General features: G+C 69.5%; 15 protein-coding genes. 10 read left to right on the forward strand and 5 right to left on the reverse strand.

Annotation, left to right across the window (positions count from 1 at the left end; translation table 11 throughout):
• The first annotated feature begins 29 nt into the window (after positions 1–29).
• From ACGFU7_RS34265 to ACGFU7_RS34280, 4 genes are all read left to right on the forward strand, one after another.
• Positions 30–908 carry an MHYT domain-containing protein gene (locus ACGFU7_RS34265; protein WP_393701128.1) on the forward strand — a complete coding sequence of 293 codons (879 nt, stop codon included), beginning with the start codon at positions 30–32 and terminating at the stop codon, positions 906–908.
• A 66-nt stretch (positions 909–974) separates the two neighbouring features.
• Complete coding sequence (locus ACGFU7_RS34270; RefSeq protein WP_393701130.1) at positions 975–3,539, forward strand: nitrate- and nitrite sensing domain-containing protein; 2,565 nt, start codon at positions 975–977, stop codon at positions 3,537–3,539.
• On the forward strand, positions 3,536–3,973 hold the full coding sequence (locus tag ACGFU7_RS34275) for a roadblock/LC7 domain-containing protein (RefSeq protein WP_393701132.1): 438 nt from the start codon (positions 3,536–3,538) through the stop codon (positions 3,971–3,973). Before ACGFU7_RS34270 ends, ACGFU7_RS34275 begins: the two co-directional genes overlap by 4 nt.
• 22 nt (positions 3,974–3,995) lie before the next feature.
• On the forward strand, positions 3,996–4,430 hold the full coding sequence (locus ACGFU7_RS34280; protein WP_393701231.1) for a DUF742 domain-containing protein: 435 nt from the start codon (positions 3,996–3,998) through the stop codon (positions 4,428–4,430).
• Between the two features lie 112 nt (positions 4,431–4,542).
• Here the strand turns inward: ACGFU7_RS34280 and ACGFU7_RS34285 are convergent, their stop codons facing one another.
• Positions 4,543–5,118 carry a TerD family protein gene (locus ACGFU7_RS34285; protein WP_189280859.1) on the reverse strand — a complete coding sequence of 192 codons (576 nt, stop codon included), beginning with the start codon at positions 5,116–5,118 and terminating at the stop codon, positions 4,543–4,545.
• A 167-nt stretch (positions 5,119–5,285) separates the two neighbouring features.
• Positions 5,286–5,582, reverse strand: coding sequence for a Sec-independent protein translocase subunit TatA (gene tatA / locus ACGFU7_RS34290; RefSeq protein ID WP_393701134.1), 297 nt, complete (start codon positions 5,580–5,582; stop codon positions 5,286–5,288).
• 143 nt (positions 5,583–5,725) lie between these two features.
• Between tatA and ACGFU7_RS34295 the strand changes: the two genes are divergently transcribed.
• On the forward strand, positions 5,726–7,153 hold the full coding sequence (locus tag ACGFU7_RS34295; protein ID WP_393701136.1) for an LCP family protein: 1,428 nt from the start codon (positions 5,726–5,728) through the stop codon (positions 7,151–7,153).
• 28 nt (positions 7,154–7,181) lie between these two features.
• Here the strand turns inward: ACGFU7_RS34295 and ACGFU7_RS34300 are convergent, their stop codons facing one another.
• The 3 genes from ACGFU7_RS34300 to ACGFU7_RS34310 are packed head-to-tail and all read right to left on the reverse strand — an operon-like array spanning position 7,182 to position 10,796.
• Positions 7,182–7,730: a GNAT family N-acetyltransferase gene (locus tag ACGFU7_RS34300; protein ID WP_393701137.1), complete on the reverse strand. Its 549-nt coding sequence runs from the start codon at positions 7,728–7,730 to the stop codon at positions 7,182–7,184.
• Positions 7,727–10,447, reverse strand: a complete 2,721-nt coding sequence (gene mgtA, locus ACGFU7_RS34305; protein ID WP_393701139.1) for a magnesium-translocating P-type ATPase — start codon at positions 10,445–10,447, stop codon at positions 7,727–7,729. The genes ACGFU7_RS34300 and mgtA overlap by 4 nt, the downstream gene beginning before the upstream one ends.
• Positions 10,431–10,796, reverse strand: a complete 366-nt coding sequence (locus ACGFU7_RS34310; protein ID WP_393701141.1) for an ArsR/SmtB family transcription factor — start codon at positions 10,794–10,796, stop codon at positions 10,431–10,433. Before ACGFU7_RS34310 ends, mgtA begins: the two co-directional genes overlap by 17 nt.
• Positions 10,797–11,142: 346 nt before the next feature.
• Between ACGFU7_RS34310 and ACGFU7_RS34315 the strand changes: the two genes are divergently transcribed.
• The 5 genes from ACGFU7_RS34315 (at position 11,143) to ACGFU7_RS34335 (ending at position 14,747) form a co-directional block, all read left to right on the forward strand.
• A complete protein-coding gene (locus ACGFU7_RS34315; protein WP_393701142.1) occupies positions 11,143–11,769 on the forward strand; it encodes an ATP/GTP-binding protein in 627 nt (208 codons plus the stop codon).
• A gap of 143 nt (positions 11,770–11,912) precedes the next feature.
• Positions 11,913–12,326, forward strand: coding sequence for a roadblock/LC7 domain-containing protein (locus ACGFU7_RS34320; RefSeq protein WP_393701144.1), 414 nt, complete (start codon positions 11,913–11,915; stop codon positions 12,324–12,326).
• 96 nt (positions 12,327–12,422) lie between these two features.
• A complete protein-coding gene (locus tag ACGFU7_RS34325) occupies positions 12,423–13,442 on the forward strand; it encodes a DUF6397 family protein (RefSeq protein ID WP_393701145.1) in 1,020 nt (339 codons plus the stop codon).
• Positions 13,443–13,483: 41 nt separating this feature from the next.
• Positions 13,484–13,972: a GNAT family N-acetyltransferase gene (locus ACGFU7_RS34330; RefSeq protein WP_393701147.1), complete on the forward strand. Its 489-nt coding sequence runs from the start codon at positions 13,484–13,486 to the stop codon at positions 13,970–13,972.
• A gap of 154 nt (positions 13,973–14,126) precedes the next feature.
• Positions 14,127–14,747, forward strand: coding sequence for an LAETG motif-containing sortase-dependent surface protein (locus tag ACGFU7_RS34335; protein WP_393701149.1), 621 nt, complete (start codon positions 14,127–14,129; stop codon positions 14,745–14,747).
• The last annotated feature ends 108 nt before the right edge of the window (positions 14,748–14,855 follow it).

Raw genomic sequence — 14,855 nt, forward strand, 5'->3', positions numbered from 1 at the left:
GCCCCCATCGCGACTAGCGTCCCCGATCCATGGGACACCTGGACCACGCCACCTTCGGCTGGCTGACACCTGCGCTGTCGTACGCGATGGCATGCATCGGCGCGGCACTCGGACTGAGCTGCACCGTGCGGGCACTCGACACGACCGGCCGTTCGCGCCGCAACTGGCTGATCACGGCCGCATCCGCCATCGGCTCGGGCATCTGGACGATGCACTTCATCGCGATGCTCGGCTTCGGCGTGACCGGCACCGACATCCGCTACAACGTGCCGCTCACCCTGCTCAGCCTGCTCGGCGCCATGGTGGTGGTCGGCGGCGGCGTCTTCGCCGTCGGCTACAGCCGCGACCGGACCAGGGCGCTGCTGCTCGGCGGGTTCGCCACCGGACTCGGCGTCGCCAGCATGCACTACCTCGGCATGGCGGCACTCCGTCTGCACGGCACGATCCACTACGACCCGCTGCGGGTCGCACTCTCCGTCGCCATCGCTGTCGTAGCCGCTACGGCGGCGCTGTGGGCGGCGCTCAACATCAAGTCGCCCCGAGCTGTCGCGCTGGCCTCCCTCGTCATGGGGGCGGCGGTCAGCAGCATGCACTACACCGGAATGCTGGCGGTCTCCGTGCAGGTCGCGCCCTCCGGAAGGGAACTCCCCGGGGCCACGACCATGCAGTTCATCTTTCCCCTGGCCGTCGGCCTCGGCTCTTACCTCTTCCTTACCTCGGCGTTCGTGGCGCTCTCCCCGACGGCCAGGGAACGCGCCGCCTACGTCTTCGCCGAACGCACCGCAGGACCCACCGAACCGGACTCATCCGCAGCCACACAACACGGATTCACCGAGCGCGGGCCCGTCTTCCGGGCACGACGTGGCGACGTGAGTGACCACGACGTATCGCCCGCCACGACGCCCTGACACCCCTGCACCCCGGCCGACCGGCACCTGCGACACACCCAGCTCCACACCCGGAACGAGGAGGCCATGCGCCCACCCCGCACGACCCCGGAAACCGGTGCGACGGCCACCGCCCGGCCCGCCGCCCCGCCGACGCGTGGACGCCGCGCGCACGCGGGCCCGCCGGCCGACGAGAGCGCCGAGCACGATGTACGGCTGCCGCTGACGCACGACACATCCGCGCCGGGCGGACGGTGGACGCTGCGGCCCAGGACCGTACGCGCGAAGATCATCTCGCTGCTGATGGTGCCGGTCGTCTCGCTGCTCGCCCTGTGGGGTTTCGCCACGGTCACCACCGCTCAGGACGTGGCACGGCTACGCCAGTTGCAGCAGGTCGACGACGAGGTCCGGGCCCCGATATCCACCGCCGTCGCGGCACTCCAGAGCGAGCGCCGGGCGGCCATGCTCCAGACAGCGGCCCCCAGCAGCGCCCAGGCCGCCGCACTGGAGCGCCAGACCAAGCGCACCGACACCGCGCTCGCCGCCCTGCGCCTCGACAGCGGCCACACCATCGCCGACACCGGCAACCTCCCGCCCACCGTCGCCGACCGGCTCGACCGGTTCCTCGGCCTCACCCACCGACTGCGTGCCGACAGAAGCGACGCGCGCGACGAGAATGCCGTGTACGACCAGTACACCGAGGCTGTCTCCGCGGCCTTCGGCGTCTCCGGCGCCCTCACCGGAATCCAGGACGACGCACTCGGCTCCGACGCCCGCGTCCTGCTCGAACTCTCCCGCGCCGACGAGATGCTGGCCCGCGAGGACGCCCTGCTGGCCACGGCCGCTCGCACCGGAACGCTCAAGGGCGGCCAACTGCGCCTGTTCACCGGAGCGGCGGATTCCCGAAGGGACCTTACCCAGGCCGCGGGCGCAGATCTGCCTGCCACCGAGCGGGCCGGCTGGCAGAAGTTCGCTGCCGGGGACACCTACCGGCAGATCCAGGCCGCCGAGGACAAGGTGCTCGCCGCACCCGCCGGACGCGAGGCCGCGCAGGCAGTGCCCGCGGCCGACTGGGAACGAGCGGCGGAACGCGTACGGAGCGAGCTGCGCACCATCGACACCACCGCCGGACAACGCGCCGCCGACCGGGCGAACCCGCTCGCCCGAGGAATCTTCAGCCCGTCAGGAGCCGCAGTCCTCTTCGGCTTTGTCGCCGTCGCCGCCTCACTGGTGATCTCCGTGCGCATCGGCCGCGCGCTCGTCGTCGAACTCGTCAGTCTCCGCAACAGCGCCCTGGAGATCGCCCGCCGCAAACTGCCCCGCGCCATGCAACGGCTACGGGCGGGCGAGGAACTCGACATCGGTGCCGAGGCTCCGCAGGGCCCGGCCACCCACGATGAGATCGGCCAGGTCGGCGAGGCACTCGGTACCGTGCACCGGGCAGCCCTCAGCGCCGCCGTCGAACGGGCCGAACTCGCCGACGGCATCTCCGGAGTCTTCGTCAACCTCGCCCGCCGCAGCCAAGTGCTGGTCCACCGCCAGCTGAACCTCCTCGACAGCATGGAGCGCCGCGCCGACGACCCTGGCGAGCTGAGCGATCTCTTCCGCCTCGACCACCTCACCACCCGGATGCGCCGGCACGCCGAGAGCCTGATCATCCTGTCCGGTGCGGCGCCGGGAAGGGCCTGGCGGATGCCCGTACCCCTGACCAATGTCGTACGCGCCGCCGTCTCCGAGATCGAGGACTACGCCCGGGTGGAGGTACGGCAACTGCCCGATGCCGCGGTGAAGGGCACGGCCGTCGCCGACCTCACCCACCTGCTGGCCGAACTCATCGAGAACGCCGCACAGTTCTCGCCGCCCCACACCAAGGTGCGCATCAGCGGCGAGCCCGTGGGCAACGGCTACGCCCTGGAGATCGAGGACCGCGGTCTGGGCATGGGCAACGAACTCCTCGGCGAGGCCAACCGGCGCATCGAGCAGGCGGAGGCACTCGACCTCTTCGACAGCGACCGGCTCGGCCTCTTCGTGGTCAGCCGGCTCTCCGTACGCCACCACATCAAGGTTCAGCTGCGCACCTCCGCGTACGGCGGCACGACCGCGGTGGTTCTGCTGCCAACAGCACTGCTGCAGAGCGCACTTCCGGCGGCAGAGGCGCCGGCCGAGCCGGGGAACACCTCGGTCGAGCGCCGGGACGACCGGGACCGCCCGCCCTTCGGACCCGGACCCGGCCCCCGTGCGGTGCGACCGCGGACCACCGCCTTCCCGGCGCCGGTACCGGTACCCGCGCTCGAATCCCGTGCGGAGCCCGCTGCCGCGGTCACCTCGTTGCGCGGGCGTCCGGGCGGAACGGACGAGCACAGGTCCAAGGCCGACCCGGAAGAGCAGCCCGACGACGGCACACTGCCGCGCCGGGTGCGCCAGGCCAATCTCGTTCCGCAACTGCGCGAGGAGCCCCGCCCCGACGAACCATCACGCCGCGACCCGAACGACAAGAACCGCCCCCCGGAGCGCACCCCCGAGCAGGCCCGGGACCGCATGACCGCCTACCGCAACGGCTGGGTGCGCGGCGGCGGCACCGCCCCCGGCACATCCTCGCCCCGCCCGGGCATTACCGACCCCCGTCCACGCAGTGAAGGAGACCATGCATGATCGCGAACGAGAGGACCGGGGCGCGCCACACCTCGGGCGAACTCGACTGGCTGCTGGACGATCTGGTGGCACGGGTCGGAGAGGTCCGCCACGCCGTCGTGCTCTCCGGCGACGGCCTCCCGGTAGGTGCCTCCAGCGCACTCAGTCGCGAGGACGCCGAGCATCTGGCCGCGGTGGCCTCTGGATTCCACAGCCTGGCCAAGGGCGCGGGGCGCCATTTCCGGGCCGGGAACGTGCGCCAGACCATGGTGGAGATGGACGAGGGCTTTCTGTTCGTCGTGGCAGCGGGAGACGGATCGTGCCTCGCCGTACTCAGCACGGCCTTCGCCGAAATCGGACTGGTCGCCTACGAGATGGCCCGGCTCGTCAAACGTGTCGGTGAGCATCTGCGTACCCCGCCGCGGTTCGCCGCACCCCCGTCGGCTGTCGGCTGAGAGGGCGGAGACGGCCGTGTCCATGACCGACGAGGGCCCGGGAGGCATCCCGCGGGCCCCGGGCCCGCACGCACGTCCTGGCAGCCAGTGGTACGACGCCGAAGCCGGCCCGCTGGTCCGCCCGTACGCCGTTACGGGCGGCCGGACCGAACCAGGCCCCACCGGCGTGCAGTTCGATCTGATCGCACTCGTCACTTTCGACGACAACGCACCGGGCGGATCCGAGGAGTCCCTGCTCGGTCCCGAGCACCGAGCCCTGCTTACCCTCTGCCGGTCGGAGACCCAGTCCGTCGCGGAGCTCTCCGCCGATGCCGATCTTCCGGTCGGAGTCGTACGCGTACTCCTCGGCGATCTGCTCGAAGCCGGCTACGTACGCGTCAGCCGCCCCGTACCGCCCGCACAGCTGCCGGACGAACACATTCTTCGCGAGGTGATCAAAGGTCTGCGGGCTCTGTAGGGGCACTTCGGTGACTCGGCCGGGCCGTACACGGAGCAGGCGGGCCCCTCTCCTCGCCCCGGCGGAGGGAGGGGAGAGGGGCCGCGCTCGTCGACCGTACGGTGCCGCAGGATCAGACATTGACCCCGTAGTCGGATGCGATACCGGCCAGGCCCGAGGCGTAACCCTGGCCGACCGCACGGAACTTCCACTCCGCGCCGTGCCGGTACAGCTCGCCGAAGACCATCGCGGTCTCGGTCGAGGCGTCCTCGCTGAGGTCGTAACGGGCCAGCTCGACGCCGTTCGCCCGGTTCACCACGCGGATGAACGCGTTGCGGACCTGGCCGAAGCTCTGACCACGGCTCTGCGCGTCATGAATGGAGACCGGAAAGACTATCTTGGCGACATCCGCCGGGACAGCCGCCAGGTCCACGTTGATGGACTCGTCGTCACCCTCGCCCTCACCGGTCAGATTGTCGCCGGTGTGCTGGACCGAACCGTCCGGGCTCGTCAGGTTGTTGTAGAAGACGAAGTGCAGGTCGGAGAGGACCTTGCCGGCATCCGAGCACAGCAGCGCGCTCGCGTCCAGGTCGTGATCCGCCCCTGTCGTCGTCCGAACGTCCCAGCCCAGGCCGACCGTCACTGCGGTCAGGCCGGGCGCCTCCTTCGACAAGGAGACGTTGCCGCCCTTGGCCAGGGTCACACCCATGAACTTCCTCCATTGATCCAGTGGTCCAGCGATTCGGTGATGTGGTGATCAGCGCTTCTTCGGCCGTCCTAGGGGTCAACGACGGTGCCTCGCCCGTGGTTCCCTCGCTTGCGCAATCCCTGAAGTGACTGGCAGGGAGGGGCGCCGTACGTTGGTGCGCCGATGCCTCATGTGCGTGGGGCGGTACCGGGACTCACATCGGTCTCCTTCATGGCCTTCGCCTCACTCTTCAGGATCCGCATGGATTTGCCCAGGGCGCGGGCCGTGTCCGGCAGCTTTTTCGAGCCAAACAGTGCGATGACCACAATCGCCACGATCAACAGGTGCCAGGGTTCGAGGCCGTTGCGCAACATGTATGTCCCGCCCTTCCTTTCGGTGTCTTGGCCGGTGTTTCCGCTCGGGGTTCGCGGACAGTGCTTCAGGCTGGCTGTGGGAGGTCCGGTGATCCACTCGAACAGCGACACTTGCTACATTGCGCAACTGTACAACCATGGGGCGGTGGGGCGCGTCCTCCACCATGGAAGCCGGACGGACGGGGTGGCCGATGACAGGAAGTCACAATTCAGCAGCGGGCAGGCGAAGGGGCAGCCGACTGCGGCGAACAGCCATGTTCGGGCTGTCGTTCCTCGTGCTGCTTGTCGCGGGCGTCGGGTGGGCTTACCTCAAACTGAACGGCAGCATCGACACCTTCAGCGCGGACGGGATCTCGGACGACCGGCCGCCCGGCTCGTCGAACGGGCAGAACGTCCTGGTCATCGGATCGGACTCGCGCGCGGGCGACAACAGGAAGCTGGGCGGCGGCATGGGCACAGTGGGGCGCTCCGACACCGCGTTCCTTCTCCATGTGTACGCCGACCGCAAACACGCGGTCGCCGTGTCCATTCCCCGTGACTCCCTGGTCGACATCCCGGCCTGCAAGATGCCGGGCGGTGAGTGGACCGCGCCGCAGCACGACGTGATGTTCAACGGGGCGTTCTCGGTGGGGGAGACGGCCGAGGGAAACCCGGCCTGCACCCAGAACACCGTCGAGCAACTCACCAAACTGCGCGTCGACCACACCGTCGTCATCGATTTCGCCGGTTTCTCAGCACTGACCTCGGCCGTCGGGGGCGTTCCGGTGTGCCTGCCCCAGGACATCTACCAGCGCGACCTCAGCCCGAAGCGGCCCACACAAGGCGCCCGGATCTTCGCGAAGGGCCCGCAGACCGTCTCCGGGCAGCGGGCACTCGACTACGTCCGGCTCCGGCACGGCATCGGTGACGGCTCGGACATAGGGCGGATCAAGCGCCAGCAGGCATTTGTGGCCTCCCTCATCAAGAAGGTCAAGTCCCGGGGGCTGAACCCCACCACACTGCTGCCCCTCGCCAACGCGGCCACTGATGCCATGACCGTCGATCCCGGGCTCGGGTCGGCCGACCGGCTTCTGTCGTTCGCCATGTCGATGAAGAACATCGACCTGCACAACACCAAGTTCGTCACTGTCCCCTGGCGTTACGAGGGCTCACGCGTCGCGATAGTCGAACCGGACGCCGACGCGCTCTGGGCGGCGCTGAAGGCCGACCGTACGGTCGACGGCCAGGACGCCAGCGGCAAGGGATCGGCCAAGGGCAACGGGGCGGCGAGCGGCCCGGCATCGCCCGCGGCCGCCGCCCCGGTCTCCGGCACGGGCATCAGCATCGCCGTCTACAACGGCACCACGGTCAGGGGACTCGCGGCCCGGGCCACCGAACTTCTGCGCGCCCGAGGCTTCACCGTCACCACCACGGCCAATGCGAGCAGCCAGGACTACGCCTCGACCGTCATCGAGTACGGGCCGGGACTGCGGAACGAGGCAGAGACCACCGCGCGGCTCTTCGCCGGAGCCCGGACAACGGCGTCCGACACCGCCGGAATCCAGGTGATCCTCGGCAGTTCCTACGCCCAGAACCCATCGGCCGCACCCGAGAACCCGGCACCCTCCGCCGTACCGCCCACCGTCGCCGACGCGGCCCGGTCGGCCGACGACGACCCGTGCGCGGACCTCTCGTACGGCTGACCCTCCCTCAGGAGCGGGAACGCGGCGCTCAGAGCGGTGCCCGGACCGTCCGGAGCTGCAGCGCCGGGTGACGGGGAGCCGCGAAGCCGTACGACTCGTACAGAGCGGCGCCGTCCCCGGTGGCGTTCAGATCGACCACCGTGACGTGGGCCTCCTCGCGGAACCAGATGAGCAGGGCGTCGAGGCAGACACGGGCATGCCCACGGCGGCGCCGGCGGGGATCGGTGCTGACATTGGAGACATGCCCGCGCAGTCCGCTCGGATTCGCCGGGCTGGGGGCATGCGCATCGCATGTCCCGACGGCGCTGGCGACGGTGCCGAGCACGGGATCGTCGACCAGGAACGCGGCGAACGTGTCAGGCTGACGCAGCCGCTCGGTGAACCACTGCGCGGAGGCCGCCCGCCACGGGGCGTCGGCGCCGCCCGTCTCCATCCCCATGTCGGCCAGCATCAGCCCCCGCAGCCGCACCAAAGCGGGCACGTCGTCGAGCGTGGCTCGGCGCGCACGCACCGCCTGTCCGCCACCGACACCGGTACTCGTGCCGGAGTCCGCCCGGCCGATGCGCGACGGGTTCATGAGAATCTCCACTTCCGTTCGTAGCGCATACGGGCTGCCCACAGCCCGTATGCGTACAGGACCAGCACCGTTGCCAGCAACAGGTAATAGAGCGGTGGCAGTGCACTCATGCCCAGCAACGGACCGAGCGGGGTCAGCGGCAGTAGCAGGCCGACCACGGCAAGACCGGACGCGGCCGCCCGCAACAGGCCACCGCTGCGGCGTTCGGCGGTGCGGCGGCCCGTACGGAGCAGCAGCATCACCAGAGCCTGGGTGAGCAGGTTCTCGGTGAACCAGCCGGAGTGGAAGGCCTCCTGCCCGCCCGATGCCGCCGAACCGTGCAGTGCGTACGCCAGCACGGCGAACGTCGCCAGGTCCGCAGTGGCGTTCAGCAGACCGAAGCCCGCGATGAAGCGCAGGAAATCGCGCGGACGCAGCACCGTGGGCCGCCGCAGCACCGCTGGTGCGGGCCGGTCGAACGCGAAGGCTAGCTGTGCCACGTCGAAGCACAGGTTCTGCACCAGGACCTGTGCCGGAAGCATCGGCAGGAACGGCAGCATCAGCCCCGCGGCGAGCATCGCGATGACATTGCCGAGGTTCGACGAAAGCGTGATGCGCAGATACGTGGCGATGTTCCCGCTGCAATGCCGGCCCACGGTGATCGCATGATCGATGGCCGCGAGGTCCTTCTCGGCGAGCACCACATCGGCGGTCTCCCGCGCCACGTCGACCGCGTTCCTTGGGCAGATGCCGACATCGGCCGCGTGCATCGCGGGCAGATCGTTGACGCCGTCACCGAGGAATCCGGTGGTGTGCCCGAAGGTACGCAGCGCGGAGACGATCCGGGCCTTGTGCTCGGGCGTGCAGCGGGCGAAGACCGTGGCCCGGTCCGCGGCCTGTGCGAGCTCCCCGTCCGACAGCGCGTCGATTCGTTCCGCGGAGACGACCTCGCCCGGATCGAGGCCCAGATCCCGGCAGGCGCGGGCGACGGTCCCCGGATCGTCGCCGGTGAGGACCTTCACGGCGACGCCCCGGTGCTCAAGCACGTCCAGCGCTTGTGCGGCGCTCGGCGTGAGCGCGTCCCGCAGAGCGACGAAGCCGAGGAAGGCCAGCCCCCGTTCGTCGGCGGTCGTGTACGTACCGAGCCGGGCGGGCCGCTCGCTCCGGGCCACCGCGAGCAGCCGCAGCCCGTTCGAGGTCTCGCGGGCGGCCAGGGCCCTCAGCCGGTCCCGCTCGGCATCGTCCAGGGCGCAGCGGTCGAGCACCGATTCCACTGCCCCCTTCGTGACGAGGGTGTGCGTGCCGAGCCTCCCGGGGCTGCGGACGACCGTGGTGGCGAGGCGCCGCACCGGATCGAACGGCAACGTGGCCACCCCGTCGTACGCGGACAGCGCCTGCTCCTGCTCCTCGGTGGCGTCCAGAACCGCCTCGTCGAGTGCGTCGGGGGCGGGCAGTTCAGCGAGCTGCAGCGTCCACAGTGCGTTCACCGCGGCCCAGTGCAGTACCTCGGGATCGGGCCGGCCCGCCCCGTTCAGCGACCGTTCGACGACCGGCCGGTCCTGGGTGAGGGTTCCGGTCTTGTCCAGACACAGCACATCGATCGCACCGAGATCGTGCAGAGCGGGCAGCAGTTTGACGATCACTCCGTGGTTCCGGGCGAGCAGCGAGGCGCCCCTGGCCAGCGCCGTCGTGACGATCACCGGCAGCATCTCCGGAGTCAGCCCGACCGCCACCGCGACAGCGAACGGCAGCGTCTCCAGACCGCGGCCGCGCAGTGCCGCGTTGGCCATCAGCACCAGAGGCGGGGTGAGCAGCATGAACCGGATCAGCGTCCAGGAGATCCCCTGCACCGAACGGTCGAAGGCGCTCGTGCCCCGGCGGCGCGCCGAACTGTCGTACGCGGCGGCGAACCGGGTGTCCGCACCCGTGGCCGTCACCACCGCCGTGCCGCTGCCCGACGCCACGCTGCTGCCCTGGAAACACAGCTCGGGCCGCGCGAACAGCCCGGCTTCGCCACCGGGCCCGGCGTCGGCGGTGCGGTGCCGGTCCGGAGCGTCGACGGGCTGTTTGGCGACCGGCACCGACTCACCCGTGAGGGCCGACTGATGCACGGTCAGGCCGCTCGCGCGCAGCAGCCGCGCATCGGCAGGCACGAGATCTCCCGGACCGAGCCTGATCACGTCGCCCGGCACCAGCTCCCCGACCGGCATCTCGCGCGCCTGTGGCGCGGCATCCGGGCCGGTACGGCGCAGCACGGTCGCGGTGGTCGCCACCAGCTCGCGCAGTGCGGCCGTCGAACGGTCGGCCCGATACTCCTCCGCAGAGCGCAACAGACAGCTGACGACGACGAGTACCAGTGTCACGGACGCCGTGCCCCATGAGGCCACCGCTGCCGAGACCAGACTCAGGCACAGAAGCACCGAGGTGAAAGGGTCCCGCAGGCTGCGTATGAAACGGCGGAGCCAGGAGACCGGACGCCAGGCCGGCAGCGTGTTCTCGCCGAACCGTGCCAGCCGTTCCTCCGCCTGTCCCTCCAGCAGCCCGCGCGGCCCGCTGTCCAGCGAGCGGAGAACCTGCAAGGAGGTCGGTGCGGCAACCGGCGGAGTGGGCGGCGCAATGTCAGGGGCGGTGCTCCGGCCGACCGCCGCGTCGGCTACCGGCACGACGACGGGGGACGACCGGTCGGGATCGGTGCTGCCGGGACCTGCGGCGGCACTGCTCTCAGGCACCGAGCCCACGGAGGCGTACGGGGTGCGCGGGCGCGTGTCCGGCGCGTTCGGTGAGCTGCCCGACCATCAGCCGGACGACGGTCACCACATCGGGATCGTCGACCAGGTACACCTGCCGACGGCCTTCGCGGCGTGACCGTACGAGACCGGCCAATTTCAGCTTCGTCAGATGCTGGCTCACCGAAGGAAGGGTGCCGCCCACCCGGTCCGCGAGGCCGGTCACATCGCTCTCGCCCTGGGACAGGGCCCACACGATGTGCAGCCGCGCAGGCGTCGCCAGCAGGCCGAAGGCGGCAGCCGCCTCCGCCAGTACCTCCGCGGGCGGATCCTCGAAACCGCCGTCGGCAGCTGTCGACACTCTTGCTCTCCCTGTCCGCGTGGGCCATTCCTCGCACCCGAAGCACCCAGTGTAGGCGCCGGACGGCCGCCGTCCGCGGGCCCATCCGTTTGTGAGCGGGCCGTGCGCTCACGACCGGGAACGGCAGGCGCACTCCGACAGACGCATCGAATTGTGGACTGATCCGGGCAGCGAGCGAGCGGGAATGGTCACATCGCTAAAAAAGCGATCCCGTCCCACGGGGCAGGTTCTCGTTTGCCATGCTGTCGCCGTACTCATGCTGACGGTCCACGGAATCCGAGCCCTTCAAGACAGCTCTGACCTGCGTATTCGGCGTCTTGGGACTCACTGGTGAGAGAAGTGATCGATGCCTTCCGAGCACGCTGACAACACCCACGGGGAGACGGCCGGGGAGGCCGCGGAGACCGATGCCCTCGCACTGAAGATATTGGTCGCCGGAGGCTTCGGGGTCGGGAAGACGACGCTGGTCGGCGCGGTCAGCGAGATCCGGCCGCTGCGGACGGAGGAACTCCTCAGCGAGGCCGGACAGTCGGTCGACGACACCGACGGCGTCGGTCAGAAGACCACGACGACCGTCGCCATGGATTTCGGACGCATCACCATCAGGTCCGGTCTCTCGCTCTATCTGTTCGGCACACCGGGACAGGACCGTTTCTGGTTCCTGTGGGACGAACTCTCCCAAGGGGCTCTCGGGGCCGTAGTCCTCGCCGACACCCGGCGCCTGGAGGACTGCTTCCCGGCCGTCGACTACTTCGAGCACCGCGGCATCCCCTTCGTCGTCGCGGTCAACTGCTTCGCGGGCGCCCGCGCCTACGGCGAACGCGAAGTGTCCCGTGCCCTCGATCTCGACCTCGGCACACCCGTCGTGCTGTGTGATGCACGCGACCGGGACTCCGGCAAGGAAGTCCTGATCCGCATGGTCGAATACGCCGGCCGGATGCACACCGCCCGGCTCCTCGACTCGGTGAGCTGACTCTCCTGGCGCTCATCCATTGCGCGCCAAGGGGCCAGGACCCAGCCACATGACCGAGGAGTGCTTGCCCGTACGTGACCAGTGCGCGAGGCTTACGCGAAACGTGGGGCACGGGGAACGTATGAGCGGGGAGGAGCGGGGAAATGGCGCTGGACAGGGAACTTGACTGGCTCCTTGACGATCTCACGAGCAGGGTCGAACACATACGGCACGCGTTGGTGCTGTCGAACGACGGACTGGTGACCGGAGCGAGCACGGGCCTGGCGCGTGAGGACGCGGAGCATCTCGCCGCGGTCTCGTCCGGACTGCACAGCCTCGCCCGCGGATCGGGACGCCACTTCCGGGCAGGGAAGGCCCGGCAGACCATGGTGGAATTCGACGAGGCACTGCTCTTTGTGACGGCCGCAGGGGACGGCAGCTGTCTGTGTGTGCTGAGCGCGGCCGAGGCCGACGTCGGCCAGGTCGCGTACGAGATGACGTTGCTCGTGAACCGAGTCGGAGAGCATCTCGGTGTCGCCGCGCGGCAGGCGGGAAGCGAAGGAAACAAGCGGAGCTGACCCGGCCGTGGGAGTTATCCACAGGCCGGGCGAGTGATGCCTCTCCCGGGTTACGGTGCTCACAGAGAGTAATCGATTCTCACGGGGGAGAGCATCATGACTGTTACCGAAGCTGTGTGTACGGAGGCCGCAAGCACGATGGCTGTGGGCACGGCAGCCCAGGAACTTCAGCTGAAGCGCGGCGAGTTCGCCATCGCCGTGCATGTGGGTCTGGTCCGCGTGCTGGTACAGCAGGGTGGTGGAAGGCCGAGGGTCCGGCGGGACGAGGTCGACCGGCTGCGGTCGCAGGAAGGGTTCCCGGAGGTGCTTCGGGAGCGGGTGCGCACTGTCGGGACGGCGGAAGGCGCCCAATTGCTCGGGATCAGTCCGGACCGCTTCACCAGGCTGGCCCGTGCGGGATGCCTCACGCCGATCACGTTCTATCTCAACCGGTACCGGGTGGTGGTCTGGCTCTATCTCGCCCAGGAGCTTGCGGAGTTCGCCGCCCGGGAGCCTCAGCTCCTGGTGGGGAAGAGCCCGGCCTGGGTGCGTGGCCGGTTGGAGGGAGGTGGCGACTGCCGTGCGCGCAATTGGCGCTCGCGCCGGGTCGAACGGCTGCTGAGCCTCACGGAGGACCCCTGGGCCCGCGTGGCCGTGCTCGCGGGCACGCTGGACCCGGTGCAGTTGGCAGAGGTGGTCGACGATCCGTACGAGCGCGCCTACCTCGCCAGGATCCGGCTGGAACCGGTCTTCGGGCCAACGGGGTCTCCTTCTGTGCGGGAGACCATGGAGCGCCTGATGCAAGCCGACGAACCGGACGAGATGCTGTGGCGGCGGGTCGGCCTGATCATGGAGCTGGACAACGCGAGGGAGGCCCGGCCGGCTCCGCGTCCGGGCGACGAGTGGCGCCCCCGCCCCGGCCCTGGGAACGAGCTCGGGAGTGAGGGCGGGCATGGACCTGAGCCCGAAGCCGTCGCTGAGCCCGCACGTACTTTCGTCCCCGTACGCGATTTTGATCCGGTACGTGATCCGGCGCCCAGTCCCGTACCTGCGCCGACAGCGGCGCCGGAAGCCGCAGTTGGGCTGCTTGCCCGGCTCGGTCTGCGTAGGCGCGCATCCCGGCGCCCCGGTCGATAAACAACTCGCGCAGGGAGGACGGCCCCGGCATCCTTGCCCGCATGCTGATCAGGGAAGCCACTGCCGAGGACTGGCCCGCCATCTGGCCGTTCTTCCATGAAATCGTTGCCGCGGGCGAGACCTTCACCTACCCGCTCGATCTCGGTGAGGACGACGCCCGCTCCTGGTGGCTCCTCAAGTCACCGAACCGCACGGTCGTCGCGGTCGACGACGACGGGACGGTCCTCGGCACGGCAAAGATGAACAACAACCACATGGGCAACGGCGCGCACATCGCCAGCGCCAGCTACATGGTCGACCCCGAGCGTTCCGGGCGGGGTGTGGGCCGGGCCCTGTGTGCGTACACGCTGGAATGGGCTCGCTCATCGGGGTTCCGGGCCATGCAGTTCAATGCCGTGGTGGAGACGAACACCTACGCTGTCCGGCTCTACCGCTCGCTCGGCTTCGAAATCCTGGGAACCCTGCCCGAGGGGTTCAACCATCCGAAGCACGGATTCGTGGGACTGCACATCATGTACCGCCCTCTGTGACAGTCGCTCTGTCCGTCATGTCCCAACCAGTGATGATGTGGGGTCGGTTGTGACTTCGCATGCTTCGTGGGGCGGGTACGCGCTTGGTTATCAGGGGCAGTACTGTGCGCCCCACCGCCATTCGGGCGATGAAACTTATGCGGAGGAAGATTTCATGACCATACCCAGGAGATCGTTGCGTGCTGCAGGGACACTCGCTGCCGCAGCGGTGGTCGGCCTGACCGGCACGGTCCTCTCCGCCGGCCCGGCCGCAGCTCACACCCCCACCTGGGCCGTGACCTGCACCGAGGTGAGCCTTGACCTGACTGCTTACAACGGAAACGTCACCAACCAGGCGACCGTGACCGTCGACGGCAAGGACCTCCTGCCCACCGAGACCTTCGGCAAGGAGCTCCACAAGAAGCTTGAGCTGCCCAAGCACGACAAGGAACTGACGGTTCACCTCGTCGTCAAGGCCGGCGATGGCGACAACTTCTCGCGCGACGAGACCAAGTCGGCACCGGTGTGCGAGGCCACCACCCCGTCGCGCGCGCCGTCCGAGGCCACGCCGTCGCAGTCGCCCTCCTCGGAGGCGCCCGTCGAGAGCGCCAAGCCCAGCGAGGCAGCTTCGGAGTCCGCCCCCGCCGCGGCCTCCCCGAGCCCCAGCTCGCCGGACCTGGCCGAGACGGGTTCCTCGTCCGCCACCCCGATCATCGGTGGAGCGGCTGTGGCCGTCCTGCTGGCCGGTGGCGGCATCATGTGGTCCGTGCGCAAGCGTCGTACGGCACAGCACTGACGTAGACCGGTGGTCCTGGCGCAGGAATGTGCCAGGACCACCCGGTCGAGGGGGGTTGGGGCCCCCCCCCCGGGGGGCCCACCCCCAAAGTATTTTCTGCACCCACTA

Origin of the sequence: Streptomyces sp. NPDC048473 (genome assembly GCF_043200155.1) — a bacterium.
In the GTDB taxonomy this organism is placed as follows: Bacteria; Actinomycetota; Actinomycetes; order Streptomycetales; family Streptomycetaceae; genus Streptomyces.